The sequence below is a fragment of the Thioalkalivibrio sp. ALJ16 genome (genome assembly GCF_000377345.1).
In the GTDB taxonomy this organism is placed as follows: Bacteria; Pseudomonadota; Gammaproteobacteria; order Ectothiorhodospirales; family Ectothiorhodospiraceae; genus Thioalkalivibrio.
This window is the reverse complement of sequence record NZ_KB898039.1, coordinates 161342-177765: the sequence shown is the minus strand read 5'-3', so window position 1 is coordinate 177765 and position 16424 is coordinate 161342. Positions and strand designations below refer to the sequence as shown.

16 protein-coding genes are annotated in these 16424 nt (G+C 68.4%); 3 read left to right on the top strand and 13 right to left on the bottom strand.

The features are described from left to right. Nucleotides 1–17 precede the first annotated feature (17 nt). From ntrB to D000_RS0104395, 11 genes are all read right to left on the bottom strand, one after another. On the bottom strand, nt 18–953 hold the full coding sequence (gene ntrB, locus D000_RS0104455) for a nitrate ABC transporter permease (RefSeq protein ID WP_026279761.1): 936 nt from the start codon (nt 951–953) through the stop codon (nt 18–20). Nucleotides 954–1001: 48 nt separating this feature from the next. Continuing rightward, nucleotides 1002–2306 (bottom strand): CmpA/NrtA family ABC transporter substrate-binding protein, encoded by a 1305-nt coding sequence (locus D000_RS0104450; protein WP_018872351.1) that lies wholly within the window; start codon nt 2304–2306, stop codon nt 1002–1004. Nucleotides 2307–2773: 467 nt separating this feature from the next. Continuing rightward, entirely contained in the window at nt 2774–4087 is a 1314-nt protein-coding gene (locus D000_RS0104445; protein WP_018872350.1) for a nitrate regulatory protein, read from the bottom strand. Between the two features lie 127 nt (nt 4088–4214). Then, on the bottom strand, nt 4215–4571 hold the full coding sequence (locus tag D000_RS0104440; protein WP_012982076.1) for a DsrE family protein: 357 nt from the start codon (nt 4569–4571) through the stop codon (nt 4215–4217). An 89-nt stretch (nt 4572–4660) separates the two neighbouring features. Beyond that, nucleotides 4661–4903 (bottom strand): hypothetical protein, encoded by a 243-nt coding sequence (locus tag D000_RS0104435; protein ID WP_018872349.1) that lies wholly within the window; start codon nt 4901–4903, stop codon nt 4661–4663. Beyond that, nucleotides 4903–5613: a TVP38/TMEM64 family protein gene (locus D000_RS0104430; protein WP_018872348.1), complete on the bottom strand. Its 711-nt coding sequence runs from the start codon at nt 5611–5613 to the stop codon at nt 4903–4905. The genes D000_RS0104435 and D000_RS0104430 overlap by 1 nt, the downstream gene beginning before the upstream one ends. 6 nt (nt 5614–5619) lie before the next feature. Further along, complete coding sequence (locus D000_RS0104425; RefSeq protein WP_018872347.1) at nt 5620–6999, bottom strand: replication-associated recombination protein A; 1380 nt, start codon at nt 6997–6999, stop codon at nt 5620–5622. Between the two features lie 256 nt (nt 7000–7255). Continuing rightward, on the bottom strand, nt 7256–7909 hold the full coding sequence (gene lolA, locus D000_RS13320) for an outer membrane lipoprotein chaperone LolA (protein ID WP_018872346.1): 654 nt from the start codon (nt 7907–7909) through the stop codon (nt 7256–7258). Between the two features lie 118 nt (nt 7910–8027). Then, nucleotides 8028–10361 carry a DNA translocase FtsK gene (locus D000_RS0104405; protein WP_018872345.1) on the bottom strand — a complete coding sequence of 778 codons (2334 nt, stop codon included), beginning with the start codon at nt 10359–10361 and terminating at the stop codon, nt 8028–8030. Between the two features lie 92 nt (nt 10362–10453). Beyond that, on the bottom strand, nt 10454–11209 hold the full coding sequence (locus D000_RS0104400; protein ID WP_018872344.1) for a DUF429 domain-containing protein: 756 nt from the start codon (nt 11207–11209) through the stop codon (nt 10454–10456). Next, complete coding sequence (locus D000_RS0104395; RefSeq protein WP_018872343.1) at nt 11206–12444, bottom strand: methyltransferase domain-containing protein; 1239 nt, start codon at nt 12442–12444, stop codon at nt 11206–11208. Before D000_RS0104395 ends, D000_RS0104400 begins: the two co-directional genes overlap by 4 nt. Nucleotides 12445–12507: 63 nt before the next feature. Here D000_RS0104395 and D000_RS0104390 point away from each other — a divergent pair, with 63 nt between their 5' ends. From D000_RS0104390 to D000_RS0104380, 3 genes are read left to right on the top strand one after another with little or no spacing between them, the layout of a single operon-like run. Then, the gene (locus D000_RS0104390) at nt 12508–13635 is read left to right on the top strand and encodes a transporter substrate-binding domain-containing protein (protein WP_018872342.1); all 1128 of its coding nucleotides are present in this window, start codon (nt 12508–12510) and stop codon (nt 13633–13635) included. Nucleotides 13636–13664: 29 nt separating this feature from the next. Then, nucleotides 13665–13994 carry a hypothetical protein gene (locus D000_RS0104385; RefSeq protein ID WP_018872341.1) on the top strand — a complete coding sequence of 110 codons (330 nt, stop codon included), beginning with the start codon at nt 13665–13667 and terminating at the stop codon, nt 13992–13994. A gap of 25 nt (nt 13995–14019) precedes the next feature. Then, nucleotides 14020–14364 (top strand): hypothetical protein, encoded by a 345-nt coding sequence (locus D000_RS0104380; protein WP_018872340.1) that lies wholly within the window; start codon nt 14020–14022, stop codon nt 14362–14364. Nucleotides 14365–14371: 7 nt separating this feature from the next. Here D000_RS0104380 and D000_RS0104375 read toward each other — a convergent pair whose 3' ends face one another. Both D000_RS0104375 and D000_RS0104370 read right to left on the bottom strand, forming a co-directional pair. Next, on the bottom strand, nt 14372–15916 hold the full coding sequence (locus tag D000_RS0104375) for a BCCT family transporter (RefSeq protein ID WP_018872339.1): 1545 nt from the start codon (nt 15914–15916) through the stop codon (nt 14372–14374). A 24-nt stretch (nt 15917–15940) separates the two neighbouring features. Beyond that, a complete protein-coding gene (locus D000_RS0104370) occupies nt 15941–16372 on the bottom strand; it encodes a YbhB/YbcL family Raf kinase inhibitor-like protein (RefSeq protein WP_018872338.1) in 432 nt (143 codons plus the stop codon). Between the last annotated feature and the right edge of the window lie 52 nt (nt 16373–16424).

Here is a 16424-nt window from a genome sequence, read left to right as displayed (position 1 = left end):
TCCTGTGAGGGGCCGGATCAGCCGGCCTGCGTGCCGCGGGTGACCCATTTGCCGACGATCGCGACCAAGCGGTCGAGGAAGAACCCGACCAGGCCGACGTAGACCAGGGCCAGCACGATGTCGCTGAGCATGGAGGCGTTCCAGGCATCCCAGATGAAGAAGCCGATGCCGACCCCGCCGATCAGCATCTCGGCGGCGACGATCGCCAGCCAGGCGAGGCCGATGCCGATGCGCAGACCGGAGAAGACATACGGCGCGGCGGCCGGAAGCATGATCTTGGTGAAGTACTCGAAGCCGTTCAGGCGCAACACGCGGGCCACGTTCACGTAGTCCTGCGAGATGTTCCGGATGCCGACCGAGGTGTTGATGATGATCGGCCAGATAGCGGTGATGAAGATCACGAAGATGGCCGACGGGTTGCTGGCCTGGAACGCGGCCAGGGAGATCGGCAGCCAGGCCAGCGGCGGCACGGTGCGCAGGACCTGGAACAGCGGGTCCAGCCCGCGCATCGCCCAGGTGGACTGGCCGACCAGCACCCCGAGACCGATCCCGGCGACTACCGCCAGGGCGTAGCCATAGGCCACGCGCTCGAGACTCGCGAGCAGTTGCCAGGCCATACCCACGTCGTTGCCGCCGTAGTCATAGAACGGATTGACGATCAGTTCCCAGGTGTCGGTGATCACCTGACTCGGGCCGGGCAGTACGGCTCCCTGGGAGGACGTCATCATTTCCCAGAGAAGCAAAAAAATCGCGGTCACGATCACCGGGGGCAGGACCACGGCGGCCGCGTTGCGCATACGCCGGCCCCAGGCCCCGGGGTCGGGGGGCGGGGCAGCGCCGGACCGGGCCGACGGCGCCGCCGGCCGGGCCACCGCGGCCGTGGAGGTCTCCGCGGCCGCCGGGCGTTCGCGCCCGGCGCCGAAGGTCATGTTGCGATCGAGAATGGCACTCATCATCGAATCCTCTTGAATCGTCTGTGCAGGGGGCGTCGGGCCGTCGCGTCAGGACGCGAGCGCCTTGATCTCCAGGCTGTCGAGGTAGGCCTGCGGGTCTTCCGGGTCGAAGACCTTGCCGTCGAAAAACGTTTCCTTGCCGCGTGAGGCGCTCTCGGGGATGTCGGCCGAGTCGATGCCGAGCGTGTCGGCCGCCTCGCGCCAGATGTCCTCGCGGTTGACCTCGTCCACCAGGGCCTGCATGTCGAGGTCCGGCGGCAGGTAGCCCCAGCGGATGTCCTCGGTGAGGAACCACAGGTCGTGGCTCTTGAAGGGATAGGAGGCCTGGTCGTTCCAGTAGCGCATGCGGTCGGGGTGATCCTCGACCACGCGGCCGGTGCCGTAGTCGAAGTGCCCCTGCATGCGGTCGATGATGTCGCCGTACGGGGCGTGGATGTAGCGCCGGCGCGAGCAGATCTCGGCGACCTCCTCGATGTTCGCCGGGTCCTCGCAGTACATCTGCGCCTCCATCACCGCCATGATCAGGGCGCGGGCCGCGTTCGGGTTCGCCTCCACCCAGTCCGCGCGCATACCCAGCGCCTTCTCCGGATGGTTGTGCCAGAGCTCGCCGGTGGTGTTCGCGGTGTAGCCGATGCCCTGGTTGATCAGCTGCATGTTCCAGGGCTCGCAGACACAGAAGGTGTCCATGGACCCGACCCGCATGTTGGCGACCATCTGCGCCGGCGGCACGACGATGGTGGAGATGTCGCGGTTCGGGTCGATCCCGCCGGCCGCCATCCAGTAGCGGATCCACAGGTCGTGGGTGCCGCCAGGGAAGGTCATCGCCGCGCGTACCTCGTCGCCGCCGGCGCGTTTCTCCGCCAGCGCCTCCTTGAACTCCCCGGTCTCCAGGCCGACCTTCAGATCGGCATATTCATTACCCACCGAGATGCACTGCCCGGCCAGGTTCAGCCGCGCGAGGATGCTCATCGGCGTGCCGCGGCGGTGCAGCAGGTAGGGCATCGGCGTCAGGATGTGCGAGCCGTCGATGCCGCCACGGCGCGAGCCCAGTTCCAGGTTGTCGCGCACCGTGCCCCAGGAGGACTGCTTCAGCACCTGTACGTCCGGCATGCCATGGGCGGCGAAGAAACCCTTCTCCAGCGCGATGAACAGCGGTGCGGCGTCGGTCAGGGCGATAAAGCCCAGCTTCGCCTCGGTCGTCTCCGGCTTGCCGTTGCCGGCCTTCGCATACCCCCAGGGCGCGGCCCCGGAAACGCCCAGCGCGGTCGCGCCGATCCCGGCGGCCATGCCGCCCAGGAAACGCCGGCGCGACAGGCCGGAGGTCTTTTTCGTGTCATTCGTGTGATCGGTCATTGCGGGTTCACTCCCCTTGTCAGCAAACACGTCCAAAAACGAAAAAAGGCGTCGCATCAGCCCGGCTGCGTTTGCAGCCGGGTGATGGACGCCTTTGTCCAGTCCCGTGGGAGCCCCAGTCATCGGGTCTCCCTGTTGTCAGGCGACGAACCGCCATTGGCTCATCTTGCCGATACTCCTGCAGGAGGTGTGCCAATTAGCCGTTGCTAATCGACCGAGAGGGCTCAAAGCCTATCCTGACGCGGAAAAATCGGACGGTTCCCGGTACTCAATCGAATCTTCGCAGGGAAATACCACCCGCAAGGGGCACCACCCTGGGGCACACCGCCGGTGCAGATGAACCGCGCTGGTGCACTACCTGTAGGAGCCGCCTTGGCGGCGAAGCCCCTGCCAGTGGCGGACACAGGCAGGGGCTTCGCGGGCAAGCCCGCTCCCACAAGGGCGGAATACATTTCCCGAGGAGTTGGCTACAGGCCGCCCTTGCCCAGCAGGTCAGACATCGCGACCGTGGCCTCGGCGACCTCGGCCAGGCGCCGGTTCTGGTTCATCGCCGTCTGACGCAGGAGCTTGTAGGCCTGGTCCTCGCTGAGGCCGCGGTGCTGGATCAGCAGCGCCTTGGCACGCTCGATGGTCTTGCGCTCGGCCAGGGCCTGGCGGGCCGCATGCAGCTCGTCCTCCACCGACTGCAGCCGGGCCGCCTGGCGCTGCACCAGGTCCATCACCGAGTGCCCGACGATGGGTACGTTGAGTACGGCATCGCCCTCCTCCTGCGCGGGCTCCAGGCCCTCCGGTGCGCCGAAGAACACCGCATACGGCACGCTGTCGCGCAGCTCCGACTCGGCGAGTTGCGCGACCCGGTCTCGCACCGCGCCCAGGTCCGCGCGATCCGCCGTGATACGTACCGAGCAGCACTCGTTCAGGTGCATCTCCAGCAGGTCCTCGACCTCCTTCATCGCGTCGATACGCGCAGTGGTGCAGGCAAACCATTCCTCGGCCCGGGCGGGGTCGTGGTGTCCGGAGGCCTCGGTACAGGCCCGGCGGCGCAGACGCTCGATGTCGGCGGCGAAGGCCGCCGTCTGCAGTTCGCGCCAGGCAGCACAGGCGGCCGGTGCCGCGAACTCGGAGAAGATACGGAATGCCCGTTCCTGGGCATCAATCCGATGGACCAGCGCCTGGCGCAGCTCGGGCTCGAAACTCGCGGCCCCGAACCCGGCGGCCCCGATCGCGCGCTCCTGCCCTGCCAGCTCCTTGCCCTGCATGAAGTTCAACAGGGCCACCAGGGCCCGCGAGACCTCGGGATCGGTCGCCGAATCCGCGGCCTCGAACACCACGGCCATCAGGGCACGAATCAGCTCGCTGAAACCGCGGGTTGAGTCCATCGGGCTGAGGGTCTGCTCCAGCACCTCCTCACGCAGGCTGCCCAGGCCGGACAGGCCGTGCAGCGCCAGCGCCATGCGCCCCAGCAGCCGGCTGCGGCCATGGGCACAGGCGTCCGGTGCCAGCCAGCCATCCAGGTGCTCGCGGAACGCGGCCGCGGCGGCGTCCGATTCGGCCCGGTACTGCTCCAGTTCGCGGGTATAGCGCTGACCACCGGACCCGATCCAGAGGCTGGATGCCCCGCGCTCGCGCTGCAGGGCATGCACCAGCGCGCGGATGCGCCCGACCAGCTGCACCGCCTCCAGCAGGCGCTCCAGGCTCACCACCTCGCACTTGCGCGAGGCGACCAGGAAGTCGCCAATGGCCTCTTCAAGGGAAAAACTCGGGGATGGGGTCTGGGTCATGCTCGTCGTCCGTGGATCATTCCCGGAATAAACAAGCATGCGATGTGCCAGTTCGGCAGACTGGCGGCGGGGAAAAAACAAAAACGGGCGGGAGATCACACTCCCGCCCGTGGCCCAACACGTTCGATCAGAAGCTCATGGAGCGGTCGAAATCGGCGACGGCCTGGACGTACTGACCCATGCCGGCCATCTCGGCGTTGGGCAGGAAGTTGTGCTCGCCGACGTCGCGGCCCTTGGCGCAGGCCTCGCAGGCCCAGAACGGGACGCCTTCCTCGACCAGCGAATCCACGATGTCCTTCATCGCCGGCATGTTGTGGCCGACGATCTTGTCGTAGACATTGCGGTTGGCGATGTTCACGGCCTCGCCCTGCAGCCAGACCGTCACGTCATGGCCCTGCTGCTTGGCCACGTTCGCGGCAATCATGCCGAGGGTGGCGCGGGTGGGGTCGTCGGTACCGGCGGTAACAGCAACGATAAAGCGCATCGGATTCTCCCGGGGTTGAAAACCTGCGCCAACGGTAGCGACGGGGCGCTGCGACGTCGATTTCCCACAAGCCGCGGGCCAGCACTCGGTCAGGGCGTACGCCCGGCCGCCAGGCTGTTGCGATAGAGCTTGAAGGCCATCAGCAGCCAGGGAATGGCGTGCATCACCAGGTCGAGGATGTCCTGCGGCTGGCCGAGTTCGCCAGCGAACAGCCAGCGCAGCTTCTCGGCGACATGCGGCTCGGGAACCCACGGGGCAAGCCCCAAAGTGACCACGAACAGCGCAAACAGCCACAGCGGTGCACGATCCACCCAGCGAACGAAGGCTTTCATCACCCGCTAGCCCGGACGCCGTCGACGGCCCGCAGCATCTTCTGACCCAGCCAGATCCGGCGCACCAGCCGCGGCAACAGCAGCAACAGGGCCAGTACCGCCAGCAGGGCCAGCCCCAGCTGTACCCCACTGTCGGCGCCGCTGGCCATCTCGCGGGTGGCATGCCCCAGCCAGGCATAGGCGAACAGGCTGGGGATCAGGGCCAGCACGGTGGTCAGCGTGAATACGCGCAGCGGCAGCCGCACCAGCCCCAGGGCGTAATTGGTCGGGGCAAACGGGAACACCGGCACCAGTCGGGTCAGGGCCACGACCCGCCAGCCCTCGGCCTCCACGTCCGCGCGCAGGCGCGAGCTGCGGGGCCCCATGCGCGGGGTCAGCCAGGGCTGCAGCCAGGTACGCGCCAGCATGAAGGCAATCATCGCCGCGAGCGTGGCCGCGAGGAGGCTGAGGGCCGCCCCGGCCAAGGGCCCGAACAGGGCGCCGCCCAGCAGGATCCAGAAGGTACTGGGCAGCGGGAACAGGGCCAGCACCACGAACGCCAGCACGAACACCACGTAGGCCCCGGCACCCCAGCCACGCAGCCAGGCCTCCAGGTCCCCCAGCGGAAAGCCGAAGCTGGGCCACTCAGTGGTCAGCAGGATCCATATCAGGGACACCACGAACAGGATGCCCGCGACCATCAGGGTGCGCTTGTGATGGCGGATGTTCATGTCTCTTCAATCCCCGTCGCCGGCGGTGTCGTCCGCGCCCCGCAGGCGCTCCAGCCGCTCCGCCAGCGCCCGCTCCGTGCCGTCCCGACGCGGCTGGTAGAAGCGCGCCTCCTCCAGCCCCTCCGGCAGATAGACCTGGCCGCGCGCATAGCCGTCCGGTTCGTCATGATCGTAACGATAGCCCGCCCCGAAGCCTTCCGCTCGCATCAGTTCGGTCGGCGCGTTGCGCAAGTGCAGCGGCACGCCGGGGCTGCCACTGTCGCGGATGGCCGCACGCGCCTGGCCCAGCGCCTTGTAGGCGCTGTTGCTCTTGGGTGCCGCCGCCAGCTCGATCACCACCTGAACCAGCGCGAGATCGCCCTCCGGTCGGCCCAGGCGTTCCATGGTCCGCCAGGCGGCCAGCACCCGCGCCCCCAGCCCGACTGCCGCCAGGCCGATGTCCTCGTAGGCCATGCGCAGCAGGCGCCGGCCGAGGTAGTCCGGGTCGCAACCGGCATCCAGCATGCGCGTCAGCCAGTACACCGCGGCGTTCGGATCGGAACCGCGCACCGACTTGTGCAGGGCGGAGATCTGGTCGTAAAAGGCATCGCCCTGACGGTCGAAGGCCAGGCTCTGCGCGCCCATCACCGCACGCAGGGCGGCGGCGGTGATCGCACCGTCTCGGGCCAGGTCGGAGGCCGTCTCCAGCCAGTTCAGCGCGCGCCGGGCATCGCCATCGGCGGCCCGCGCCAGGCGCCGCCGCTCCTCCGGCTCCAGGCTCAGGCCGCGACCGCCCAGGCCGCGCTCCGGATCGTTCAGGGCGCGCTCGATCAGCGCCTCGACGGCATCGGCGCCGACGGACTCCATGCGGTAGACCCGGGCACGCGAGAGCAGCGCGCTGTTCAGCGCAAAGGAGGGGTTTTCCGTGGTGGCTCCTACGAAGGTCAGGGTGCCGTCCTCGATATGCGGCAGCAGCGCATCCTGCTGCCCCTTGTTGAAGCGATGGATCTCGTCGATGAACAACAGGGTGCCCACGCCATTGCCGCGCCGGACGCGGGCGGCATCGACCACCGCGCGCACATCCTTCACCCCGGCTAGCACCGCCGACAGCGTGACCAGGCGCTGGGCGGCGGTCGCCGCCACCAGGCGCGCCAGGGTGGTCTTGCCGCAGCCGGGCGGCCCCCACAGGATCATCGAGGGGGTCAGCCCCTGCTCGATGGCCTGACGCAGCGCGGCGTCGCGACCCACCAGGTGATTCTGGCCGACCATCTCGTCGAGACTGGCGGGACGCATGCGCTCCGCCAGGGGCGCGGACGGGGCCGGAGCCGCTGCCGGCGGTGGCTCGGGTTCCGCGGCGCCGAGTTCCGGATCGGGGCCGAACAGGTCGCCTTCGGGGGAATCACTCATGGGGCGATTGTAACGCCTCGGGGAAAAGACCCCTGCTTCACCACGCAGCACCCGAAGAAGGTCAAGGGCAATTCACAGGAAGACAGGAAGGTGGGAAGGGTTCTTGGGGTGCAAGGCGGTGGCAACGCATTTGCGTGGTTCCCTGTTCATGGGCCTCGGCACCACGCCATGGCCCCATCAATCTTCGAGCCTTCCCTTCTTCCTGTGAATCGCCCTTGACCTGCCCGCGTGCCGGCGCAAAGCGCGGGCGGGACGCTCAGGGGCGATAGATGTCGGTGCCGGACGGCGGGTCGAAGGTGAAACGCGATTCGTCCACGCCGGCATTACGCTCGGTGGCATGGAACCGGATCTCGGTCTGCTGACCGAAGATATCGCGGAAGGCCATACGCGTCAGATCGCTGTCCGGGGTCAGATCCAGCTCGAGGTGGGTGAAGTCCGCCTGTTGGTTGCGCGGGATCAGCACCAGCCGCATGGCGCTGGCATCGTCGACCGGCCACACATCCATGCGGAAGTGCTCGTCCAGGCGGTCGGCCTGGGTGATGGCCGCAATCGGGGTGGCATCGAAGGCATCGCCCAGCGGCCGCACGGTGGCCTGGGCGAGATCCGGATCGAAGGTCCAGAGGTCGGCACCGTCGGAGACGATGGTCTGCGGGAAGGGATCGGTCACCTCCCAGTACAGCCGGTTCGGAAGGCCCAGGTGCATCACACCGTCGGATTCCTGCAGAACGTAACCGGTTTCGTCACGGACGGTCTGGGTAAAGTCCGCCGAGAACGTTTCCAGCCCGTCGACGAAGCGTTCCAGCGCCGCGCGTGCATCCGGCGCCGGCTCGCCGGCATGGGTCGGGGCAACGGCCAGGCCAGCGGCGACAGCAAGCGCCGGCAGCAGACGGGAAAACAGACGTACGTACATGCGAACTCCGGTCGGATGGATGAGCCCATGCTGCACCCAATCGCTTAACCGGGCGTGAATAGGGCGCAGCAACGGGTGATCGGGCACACAGGATCAGCGTCATGGACCCTGCCGGGCGTCAGTCGTTCGGCCCCGGAACCAGGACCTCGCGATTGCCGTTGGACTGTACCGGGCTGACCAGTCCCGCGGCTTCCATGTCCTCGACCATGCGCGCGGCCCGGTTGTAGCCGATCTTGAGCCGTCGCTGGACAAACGAGATCGAGGCCTTGCGCGACTCGATGACCACCTGCACGGCCTGATCGTACAACGGGTCGGTCTCCGCCCCCGCCTCGCCCGGCGCCTCCAGGCCCGGGATCGCGGCGGCCCCGACCTCCGGTTCGTCGAGGATCGCCTCGTTGTAGTCCGGCTCGCCAGTGGATTTCAGGTATTCCACCACCTGGTGTACCTCGTGATCGGCCACGAAGGCGCCGTGCACGCGCTCCGGCATCGCCTTGCCCGGCGGCAGGTAGAGCATGTCGCCGTGGCCCAGCAGGTGCTCTGCCCCCATCTGGTCGAGGATGGTGCGCGAGTCCACGCGCGAGGAGACCTGGAACGCGATGCGGGTGGGGATATTCGCCTTGATCAGGCCGGTGATCACATCCACCGACGGGCGCTGAGTGGCCAGGATCAGGTGGATACCGGCCGCGCGCGCCTTCTGCGCCAGGCGCGCAATCAGCTCCTCCACCTTCTTGCCCACCACCATCATCATGTCGGCGAACTCGTCGACCACCACCACGATGAACGGCAACGGCTCCAGCTCCGCGGCCTCCGTCTCGGTCACCGCCTGGGCCGGGTCGAACAGCGGGTCCTTCAGGGGCTCGCCGGCGACCTGCGCATCCCGCACCTTCTTGTTGAAGCCGCCGATGTTGCGCACGCCCATCGCCGACATCAGTTTGTAGCGCCGCTCCATCTCCGCCACCGCCCAGCGCAGGGCGTTGGAGGCATCCTTCATGTCGGTCACGACCTCGCACAACAGGTGCGGGATGCCGTCGTATACCGACAGCTCCAGCATCTTCGGGTCGATCAGGATCAGGCGGACCTCGTCCGGTGTCGCCTTGTACAACAGCGACAGCAGCATCGCGTTCACGCCCACCGACTTCCCGGAGCCGGTGGTGCCGGCCACCAGCAGGTGCGGCATTCTCGCCAGATCCGCGATGACCGGCGCGCCGCCGATATCCTTGCCCAGCGCCATGGTCAGCGGCGACTTGTTCGCGTCGAACAGCTCCGAACGCAGGATCTCGGAGAGCGCCACGATCTCGCGGTTCTCGTTCGGGATCTCCAGGCCCACGGTGGACTTGCCCGGGATCACTTCGACGATGCGCACCGCCATCACCGACAGCGAGCGCGCCAGATCGGTGGACAGCCCGGAGATGCGCGAGGCCTTGACCCCGGCGGCCGGCTGCAGCTCGAAGCGCGTGATCACCGGACCCGGCTGCACCGCGACCACCTCGACCTCCACGCCAAAGTCCTTCAGCTTCAGCTCGACCAGGCGCGACAGCGCCTGCAGCGACTCCTCGGAGAAGCCGTCCGGCGGGGGCGGCGGCTCGTCCAGCAACCCCAACGGCGGGTGCGGATCGGCACCCGAACCCTCGCTGAACAGCGGGACCTGACGCTCCTTCTGTACGCGCGGGCTGGGCGCCGGCGCCTGGATGCGCGGCTCCACGCGCGAGGGCGAGCGCTTCTCGGTGCGCTTGCGTTCCTTTTCCACCCGCGTCTCGCGCTCGGCACGCTCGCGCGCCCCGATGCGGCGATCCCGAGCCGAGTCCAGCGCGGCACGGGCGCGCTCGAAGCCACGAATGGCGAGCTGGCCAAGCCGGTCCATCAGCAGGAACCACGACAGCCCGGTGAACAGCGTGACCCCGGCCAGGAACAGCGCCAGCAGCACCAGCGTCGCCCCGACCAGACTCAGCCCGGCCACCGCCCAGCCCGCGAACAGGTCGCCGAGAATGCCCCCCGCGTGCACCGGCATCCCACCGGGCAGCAGGTGCAGCGCGGCCAGTGCCGCACCCGAGATCAGCGCCACAATCAGCGCAACCCCACGCACGGTCAGCTCCATCGGGCTGGCGATACGGGCCTCGCGGCGATGCCGGAACAGCCACCAGCCAATGCCGGCGACCGCCAGCGGGATCAAGTAGGCCAGAAAGCCCAGCAGGTGAAACGCGATATCGGCGAACCAGGCGCCGGTGGTGCCGCCGAGGTTGCGCAGGCTCTCGCCGTCGCCGGTGGTGGACCATGCGGCGTCGCCCGGGTGATAGCTCACCAGGGCGACCAACAAGTACAGCGCCAGCATGCCGAAGATCAGCAGCGCACCCTCGCGCAGCCCGCGCAGCAGCTGCCCGCTCAGGCTGGGCGGTGCTGCCGGTTCCGCCGCCTTCCTGCCCTTGCCCCCGGTTTTGGCCTTGCTTGCGGCCATGCGCTCCCCACTGGTCCGGCCCGCTGCGCGGACATCGCGAATCGAAACGCCGACCGATCGGCGTATCCCGAAAACATTGCGCAGTTTACCGGTTAAGAAGGCCTCCGTGGTGGCGCAGCCTCTGCGCTGCGAAACGGGTCCGGATCGGCCGACCAGATCCAGCCCTCGCGGCCCGCCAGCTCCGCCTCGGCCGCGGTCGGCGGGACGGCGTGGCCGGCCAGGAAATCGACCCCGGCCAGCACGCACAGCACCGCGTCCAGCGTATCGTCAGTAGCCGTACTCAGGTCCGGCACCGGCCCCGCGAAGGCCCCTGGCAGCCGGGTACGGACATCGCCGCGGGTATCCCAGCCACGGACCCGGCGCAGGGCCGCCGGATATACCTCGATCGCCACCGAGTCGGTAACCGGCCCGGCCACCCGGGGCAGCGGGAGCGCCCGCCCGCTCTGGTCACGCAGGACCTGCAGCAGATTGACCGCCGCCAGCGCGGTGCGCGCGATGAAGTTCGCCCCCACCTCCAGCGGGCGCTTGCCGAGGCGCTCCCGAATCACCCGGTCGGTATGCCGATGGAACATCGCGTCCGCGTCCGCTGCAATGCCCGCCCCGGCCTGGTGCCCCGCCAGCTCCCGCGCCAGCGCGCTGGGCCAGCCGAGCGGGGCATCCAGGCACAGCAGAACCGGTTCCGGCGTATCCATCCAGCCGGCCACGATCGCGGCCGCCGGCTCGCTCGGGTGCGCGCGCCGGGCCTCCTCCAGACGCGGGGCCCCGCCGGACCAGCGGGCGCAGGCCAGCCCCGTCTTGCGCGGCTGGGTCGCACAGTCGACGCCGATGATGCGGACGGGCGCGCTCACGCCCGCCGCCCCCAGACGGCGAACACCGGATCGGCATGCTCCAGCCGTCCGGCATACGGGTCGTCCGGCGGGCGCGGCAGGCCGCGCAGCGAGAGCGTGGCAAGGTCATCGAAGCCCGCCCGCAGGAACAGATCCAGCACCAGCCCCATGCGCTCGAAGTCGTACAGCGGCTCCCAGACGGCGATCGCCTTGGTCGGAAAGCAGCGATCGGAGAAGGTCACCGCGAACACCCCGCCCGGACGCAGCAGCTCGCGCACCGAGGCAAATACCGCCTGTGGGTGCGTCAGATACTCCACCGAGGCGGTACACACCACCGCGTCGAAGCTCGCGGGCGGTAGTGGAATCGCCGGCTGCCGGTTCAGGTCGTGCACCAGGGCCTGATCCAGGACCTCGTTGGCGGCCAGCTCCTGGTGGTTCATGCCCAGCCCGACAACCGCCTCGGGCCCTCGCACCTGATCGAGGTGCGATGCCCAGCTGCTCATCAGGTCCAGCACCCGGGCACCCTGCGGGATCAGCGTGGCGTACAGCGCCGCGATTCGGGCACGGGCCGCGGCATCGAGGTGATGCACCAGTCGCGGACTGGCGTAGAAGTCGCAATCGGGCGCGGGGTCCTCGCGCTCGCAGGCATCCCCGGACCAGAAATCCGAGGGCTGGCCGTGCCAGCGCGCCTGCATCCCCGGGCCGCGCGCTGTGAGCATCCGCGCCACGTCCACCACGCGATCGTCGTCGCGCCCCTGCCCGTGAGACGCCATCACGCGGGCATGCAGCTGCAGGTCGTCCACGCCCGCCAGCGGATGGTTCAGGTCCGCGACGAGCCGCGTGTCCTCCAGCGCGCCGATGCGGAACAGCTCGCGGTCACCGGCCTCGACGCAGGCATGGCCGGCGATGAACGCACGCGGATAGAAACGCCCGGCCCGGGGTTCCACCACCCGATACCGGCGCAGGCGCCGATTGAACGCCGTCGGCGGCAGTTCGACCTCCCCTGCCGGGTCCCGTGCCGGAACCCACGACGCCCCCGGAACCGCCACGGCCTCGCCGACCTCCGTGCCGGCCAGCTGCGACCCGACGGCATCCGGCCAGACGTCGCGCGCCGGCATTAGCCACGGCAGGAACAGGCAGTCACGATGGCGCGCCTCGGCACTGCTCCAGTCCAGGGTAAGGCCGACATCCAGCGCCGGGCGCGACGTGTCCGTGGCCGCTGGCGCGCGTTCCGGGCAGGCAAAGGGGTCGTACATCCGCTGGTGTTTACCTGGAGGCATTCCCGGTATGGTACGGCGAAGTCCCTTCGAGAATCCGCTATGCCCCGCAGCCATCGGTCCATTCACGCCCTGTTGCTCCTGATCGTTCTGGCTGCGCTCGCGGGGCTGCTGGCTGCCCCTGCCGCGGCCCAGGCCCCCGGGGCCGTGGCCGACTCCGATCTCCTGGAGTCGGAAACGCTGCGGGTCGGCACCCGCTTCGTGCCGCCGTTCGTGATCCCCCCGGGCGATGCCGATGGCCACCCCTCCGGCATCGCGATCGAGCTGTGGGAACGGGTCGCCGAGCGCCTGGAGGTGGACTACGAGTACCGCGAGACCAGCCTCGACGGGCTGATCGACGGGCTGGGGGACGGACGTATCGATGTCTCGGTCGCCGCGCTGACCGCCACCGCGGAACGCGCCGAACGGGTCGATTTCACCCACCCGTACTACACCACCGGGCTGTCCATTGCCGTGCCCCAGCAGGGCAACCCGGTGGCCGGGGCGCTGCGGGCCTTCATCTCCGTCCCCTTCCTGATGGTGGTGCTGGCCCTGGCCGGACTGCTCCTGCTGGTGGGTGCGCTGCTGTGGATATTCGAGCGCCGGCGCAACGCCGACGAGTTCGGCGGCAACGCCGCCCAGGGGCTGGGCTCCGCGTTCTGGTGGGCCGCGGTCACCATGACCACGGTCGGCTATGGCGACAAGGCCCCGCGCACCCTGCCGGGGCGCATGATCGCGCTGGTCTGGATGTTTGCCGCGCTGATCCTGGTGTCCACCTTTACCGCCGCGATCGCGACCACGCTGACGGTCAGCTCGCTGGATACGGGAATCCAGAACGTCTCCGACCTCGAGGGCCAGCGCATCGCCACCATCGGCGGCTCCAGCGCCGCCGCCTGGCTGGACGACCAGGGCTTTGCATACCACGACCATGCGGACCTCGCCACCGCACTGGGCGCAGTCGCCGAGGGCCGCGTCGACGCGATGGTCTACGACGCTCCACTGCTGCGCTATCAGGTCCGCGAGCACTTTGCGGGGCAACTGGAGGTCCTGCCGGTCGAGTTCCTGCGCCAGGACTATGCCCTGGCCCTGCCCCAGGGGTCGCCACTGCGCGCCCCTATGAACATCGCTATCCTTGAGATTCTGGAATCCGACGAATGGCAACGGGTGCTGCGACGCTATCTCGGCAACTGACGCAGACCACCGCGGGGAGAAAAAGCATCATGGCGGAGACCTTTCTGATCGCAATCGTCGACCAGGACCGCGAGGAACAGGCCCTGACCATCGCCGCCGAGGAAGGCGGCGCGGACGGCGCGGTGATCCAGGGTTCGGGCCTCGGTTTCCCCGAGCACATGACCTTTCTCGGGGTGACCTACCAGGGCAACGAGTCGGTCTGCATCTGGCAGCTGGAGACCGGGCATGCCGAGCGCATTGCGCAGCGCCTGAACCAGGAGCTCGACCTGTTCCAGCCCTACAACGGGCTTGCTTTCACCCTGGACGTGAATGCCCTTCAGGGCATGGAGTTCGTCGGCCACCTGACCACCACGCCCTGACGCGCCCGGATACGGAGACTCTGCCATGCAATTCGTTCTGCTCGCCGCCGTCATTCCGCGCAGCCTGGCCGATCGCGCGATCGAGATCGTTCAGCGCGACGGGGCCGCCGGCCTGACCCTACTGGATGCCCAGGGCATCGCGCAGCTGCGGCGCAACCCGGTCATGGACCTGAAGGACACCTCCGGCCGCAAGGTGCTGCTGATGGTGCTGGAGTCCAGCCTTGCCCGGCGCATGCTGGACCACCTGGACGCGGAACTGGAACTGAGCCGACTGGGCAACGGGTTTGCCGTGACCCTGCCGATCAAGGACATCGCCGGCATCAAGCCGGAACAGATCGAGCACCTGCGCAAGACGCTCGGGAAACACTGAACGCAGCTCAACGCCAGGGCGGGTCCACGCCCTCCACACGATACTCGCGACCCAGCGCGCGCAGCAGGCTGAAGCAGCAGAACACCAGGATGATCGCGACCGGCAGCCCGGCGGTCAGCGATCCGGTCTGCAGGCTGTCCAGCGCGCGCTCGCCGCCGACGATCAGCAGCGTCGCGGCCACCGCCCCCTCGGTAATCCCCCAGATCACCCGCTGGCGCTTCGGCGAGTGCTTCGAACCGCGCGAGATCAGCGCATCCACCACATAGGTTCCGGAGGCCGAAGAGGTGATGAAGTAGGTCGCGATCAGCAGGGTCGCCACACCGGAGGCGATCGTGGTCCAGGGCAGCTGCGCCAGGGTGGCGTACAGGGCCACGGTGGTGTCCTCGGCGACCGCCGCGGCGATACCCGCGCCGTCGTCGAACAGCTCCATGTGCAATGCAGTGCCGCCGAAGATCGCCATCCAGGCGAACACGAACAGGCTGGGCAGGGCGAGCACGCCGACGATGAACTCGCGGATGGTGCGCCCGCGCGAGATGCGCGCGATGAAGATGCCGACGAACGGCGACCAGGCGATCCACCACGCCCAGTAGAACATGGTCCAGTCCTTCTGCCACTGCGAACCGCCGATGGCGTCGGTGTGCAGGCTGAGCTGGATGATCTGCTGCAGATAGCCGCCGGTGGAGTCGAGGAAGAAGCGCAGGATGAACAGCGTCGGCCCGGCGATCAGCACGAACAGCATGAAGCTGATCGCCAGCACCAGGTTGAACACGCTGACCCACTTCAGCCCGCGATCCAGCCCGGAGATCACCGACAGCACCGCCACTGCGGTGATCGCGGTAATGATGCCCACCTGCCACCAGTGCGACACCGGCATGTCGACCAGCACGTTGAGCCCGGTATTGAGCTGCATCGCCCCGAACCCCAGCGAGGTGGCCAGCCCGAACAGGGTGCCGAATACCGCGAGGATGTCGATCACATGTCCGATCGGGCCGTAGATGCGATCCCCCAGCAGCGGGTAGAAAATCGAGCGGATGGTCAGCGGCAGGCGGTGCCGGAAGCTGAAATAGGCGACCGACAGCCCCAGCACCACGTACACCGCCCAGGCATGCAGGCCCCAGTGGAAGAAGGTGTAGACCATCGCCTGGCGCGCGGCCGCGTCGGTCTCGCCATCGCCGGTCGGCGGGTGCTGGTAGTGCAGGATCGGCTCGGCCACGCTCCAGAAGACCAGCCCGATCCCCATACCGGCGGAGAACAGCATCGCGAACCAGGCGGCAAAGCCGAACTCCGGCCGGTCGTCCGGCTGCCCCAGCCGGATCACGCCATAGCGGCTGAAGCCCAGCCAGACCAGAAAGCCGAGGAAGAAGGTCACCACCAGCAGGTAGCCCCAGCCGAGATACTCGGTGATAAAGCCGTGGATGCTGGCGAACACCTCGCTGGCCGTGGACGGGAAGATCACCCCGAAGGCGACGAACACCACCACCATGATCGCGGAGGCGGTGAACACCGTCGGGTTCACCGTGGCGAAGAAGGCCTCCGGGCGATAGTCATTCATGCCGCTGCCCCCCCGCTGGCCGGATCAGCCCGACGCATCGGAATCCGTGCCCTCGTCCGCGGAGCACAGCGCCCCGGTGAGATCCGCCTCGTCCAGCACGTGCCCCTCGGCCGAGGCATCGAACTCGCTGCGGGTCGCCCCCGCCTCCAGCTCCAGCTCGGCATCCAGCGCCAGCAGGCGAAAGCGGTAGTGATGACACCCCTCCGGCGGCACCGGGCCGAGATAGCCGACCTTGCCGAAGGCATCCATCCCCACACGCCCCTCGCGGGGCAGGTGCAGGGCATCCACACAATGCGTATCCGGCGGCAGGTTCCAGACCAGCCAATGGGTGACTGCCCCCAGCGGCGAGTCCAGGTCCTCCAGGATCAGCGCAAGGCTGCGGGCGCCGGCCGGCACCTCGCGGATCTCCAGCTGCGGCAACTCGTTGGCATCCCGCGCCGAGACCTCGATCGGCATCCGTTCTCCATCGGCAAACGCCGGACTGCTCAATCGCATGGCCCGCATCCTC